The organism is Enterobacter sp. (assembly GCF_977039595.1).
Window position 1 is genome coordinate 1 of sequence record NZ_CDRQYH010000134.1, and the last position, 2,935, is coordinate 2,935.

Consider the following 2,935-nt stretch of genomic DNA (forward strand, 5'->3'; position numbering starts at 1 on the left):
AGTATCCAGTTCTTCGGGCTTACCAATATGGGCCAGAATTGCTGACCAGTTATCGTGAGAGTAATTCATCGGCACGTTAAATCATATCAGGCGTAATACCACAACCCTTAAGTTAGCGCTTATGGGAGTCCTCCCCCCGCTAAAAAATTTTTGAAAAGCTAAATTTGGTGACTTGTGTCACGTTTTTACGCCTCTTTTGCCGATCCTGCCGCGTTTGTAAATTTCCATAGCATTTTCCTCTGACATTTTGCTCTGTATGACTTTTCTTCAGAGTGCCGACGCAAACGTTCATATTGCTGCAATAGTTTTTTTTGATATGTTGGCTACGGCGGATTCATATCCAGCACAACATCAGTTCAGACAAAAACAGGGTCGGGTAAATGGCAAAGGTATCACTGGAGAAAGACAAGATTAAATTCCTGCTGGTTGAGGGCGTACATCAAAAAGCAATCGATAGCCTTCGTGCGGCAGGTTACACCAACATCGAATTTCACAAAGGCGCGCTCGATACCGAAGAGCTGAAAGCGTCCATCCGTGATGCCCACTTCATTGGCCTGCGATCCCGTACTCACCTGACTGAAGAGGTTATTGCCGCGGCGGAAAAGCTGGTGGCTATCGGCTGCTTCTGCATTGGTACCAACCAGGTTGACCTGAATGCTGCCGCGAAACGCGGTATTCCCGTCTTCAATGCCCCGTTCTCTAACACCCGTTCCGTGGCGGAGCTGGTGATTGGCGAACTGCTGCTTCTGCTGCGCGGCATTCCTGAAGCTAACGCCAAGGCGCACCGCGGCGTGTGGAACAAACTTGCGTCTGGCTCATATGAAGCGCGTGGTAAAAAGCTGGGGATTATCGGCTATGGCCACATCGGTACCCAACTGGGGATTCTGGCGGAATCTCTCGGTATGCATGTCTATTTTTACGATATCGAAAGCAAGCTGCCGCTGGGCAATGCCACCCAGGTTCAACACCTGTCTGACCTGCTGAACATGAGTGACGTGGTGAGCCTGCACGTGCCGGAAAATGCGTCCACCAAAAACATGATGGGCGCGGAAGAGCTGGCGCTGATGAAGCCGGGCTCACTGCTGATTAACGCCGCGCGCGGCACGGTTGTCGATATCCCTGCGCTGTGCGATGCGCTGAAGCGTAAGCATCTGGCGGGCGCCGCCATCGACGTCTTCCCGACGGAGCCTGCGACCAACAGCGATCCGTTTACCTCTCCGCTGTGCGAGTTCGACAACGTGATCCTGACGCCTCACATTGGCGGTTCCACCCAGGAAGCGCAGGAGAACATCGGTCTGGAAGTGGCGGGTAAACTGAGCAAATACTCCGACAACGGTTCTACGCTCTCTGCCGTGAACTTCCCGGAAGTGTCTCTGCCGCTGCACGGTGGTCGTCGTCTGCTGCACATCCACGAAAACCGTCCAGGCGTGCTGACCGCGATCAACCAGATCTTTGCCGAGCAGGGCGTCAACATTGCCGCGCAGTATCTGCAGACGAACTCGCAGATGGGCTACGTGGTTATTGATATCGAAGCGGATGATGATGTGGCCGAGAAAGCGCTGCTGAGCATGAAGTCTATTGCGGGGACGATTCGCGCGCGTCTGCTGTACTGATAGTGCGGTTTGTGGTGTCGGGTGGCGGCTGCGCCTTACCCGACCTACTCTGAGCATTTGTAGGCCGGGTAAGCGTAAGCGCCACCCGGCTTTATTCTACCAGACCCAGATTTTGCTGGGCGTCACCACCGCCGGCAACGGCACATCCCATTTCTCCACCGGCAATGCCTCCACGCCCTGGCAATCATGCGCATAGCCCACCGGCTGCAACCCGTACTGCTGCCAGTTTTGTAGCGTTCTGTCGTAAAAACCACCGCCCATTCCCAGGCGCTGGCCCTGTTCATCAAACGCCACCAGCGGCGTAATCAGCACATCCAGCTGTGACAGCGGCAGCACGTCGCGCACGTCGAGTTTCGGTTCGGTGATTTTCAGGCGGTTCACCACCAGCTCGCTGTGCGGATGGTAGTGCAGAAACAGCAGATTCCCCTCGCTAAACGGGTGCAGCACCGGCAGATAGACCTTCTTCCCGGCGCGCCAGAGTTGCTCTATCAGCGGTTGGGTGTCCAGCTCGCCGTCAAACGACAGAAACAGCGCAACGGTATGCGCCATCACGACAGGGGGATACGCCATCATACGGGCGGCGGCCTGCTGGGCAAAATGCGCTTGCTGATCGGAGGTTAACGCACGGCGGCGCTGACGAATTAGCTGACGGATGTCCTGGCGTGAAGCAGAAACTTCAGGGAATTGAGTCATGGTAGTCGGTAGAAGAAAAGAGAGGGAATCTCCGAGATGCCGCCGCAGGCTGTAACCCTTGAACCCTTGGTTCAAGGTGAATGTGTCGTCATAGTTTTAAGGCTTCTCGGACGGACCGAGCATGCTCACCAACCATGGAGCGCCACATTCTTGTGGTATGAAATATCGGCTCAGGGGACTGGCCCGCTTGCGAACATCTCAGAGAAATTTTGTCTTCACAGTTACTCTACCATAGTCAACTGAGAAGTGTTATTCAAACTTGGGTCCCGGTCTTTCGGGATTGCGACCTTGATCAAGCAATGCTTGTTCTATGGTCTGCTGGAGCATTTTTATGCGCTGCTCCATGCTTGCCGCGTAGTCGCGGGTCTTCGCTTTTTCCTGAGTCAGTTCATAGCTGATGTTCAACGCGGCGATGAAAACCAGCTGCTCAGTATTTGTGACTCTAGTGCGTTCTTTTAGATCTTGCAACCGCTGATTCAAATCGTCCGCAGCCTGATTCAAAGCATCCCTTTGTTCAGGCGGACAATTCACTCGCAGTGAACGGCCAAAAATCTGGAGATCGACGGGTTGTGCAGACATGCCACCTTCCTGCTGATTGACTGCGCTGCCTTCGCTTACTGCCCCGGGGG

General features: G+C 54.2%; 4 protein-coding genes and 1 other RNA gene. 1 reads left to right on the forward strand and 4 read right to left on the reverse strand.

Annotated features, from left to right (window positions below; all coding sequences use genetic code 11):
• Positions 1-69 (reverse strand): hypothetical protein (locus ACWYRJ_RS20690; RefSeq protein WP_223277024.1); only part of this gene is annotated, 69 nt, incomplete at its 3' end.
• 311 nt (positions 70-380) lie between these two features.
• Here ACWYRJ_RS20690 and serA point away from each other — a divergent pair.
• Positions 381-1,613: a phosphoglycerate dehydrogenase gene (gene serA / locus ACWYRJ_RS20695; protein WP_111963213.1), complete on the forward strand. Its 1,233-nt coding sequence runs from the start codon at positions 381-383 to the stop codon at positions 1,611-1,613.
• Positions 1,614-1,709: 96 nt separating this feature from the next.
• Here serA and ACWYRJ_RS20700 read toward each other — a convergent pair whose 3' ends face one another.
• The 3 genes from ACWYRJ_RS20700 to zapA form a co-directional block, all read right to left on the reverse strand.
• Positions 1,710-2,306, reverse strand: coding sequence for a 5-formyltetrahydrofolate cyclo-ligase (locus tag ACWYRJ_RS20700; protein ID WP_159514859.1), 597 nt, complete (start codon positions 2,304-2,306; stop codon positions 1,710-1,712).
• Between the two features lie 24 nt (positions 2,307-2,330).
• A non-coding RNA gene (gene ssrS / locus ACWYRJ_RS20705) (6S RNA) lies at positions 2,331-2,514 on the reverse strand.
• Positions 2,515-2,555: 41 nt separating this feature from the next.
• On the reverse strand, positions 2,556-2,885 hold the full coding sequence (zapA, locus tag ACWYRJ_RS20710) for a cell division protein ZapA (RefSeq protein ID WP_006811891.1): 330 nt from the start codon (positions 2,883-2,885) through the stop codon (positions 2,556-2,558).
• Between the last annotated feature and the right edge of the window lie 50 nt (positions 2,886-2,935).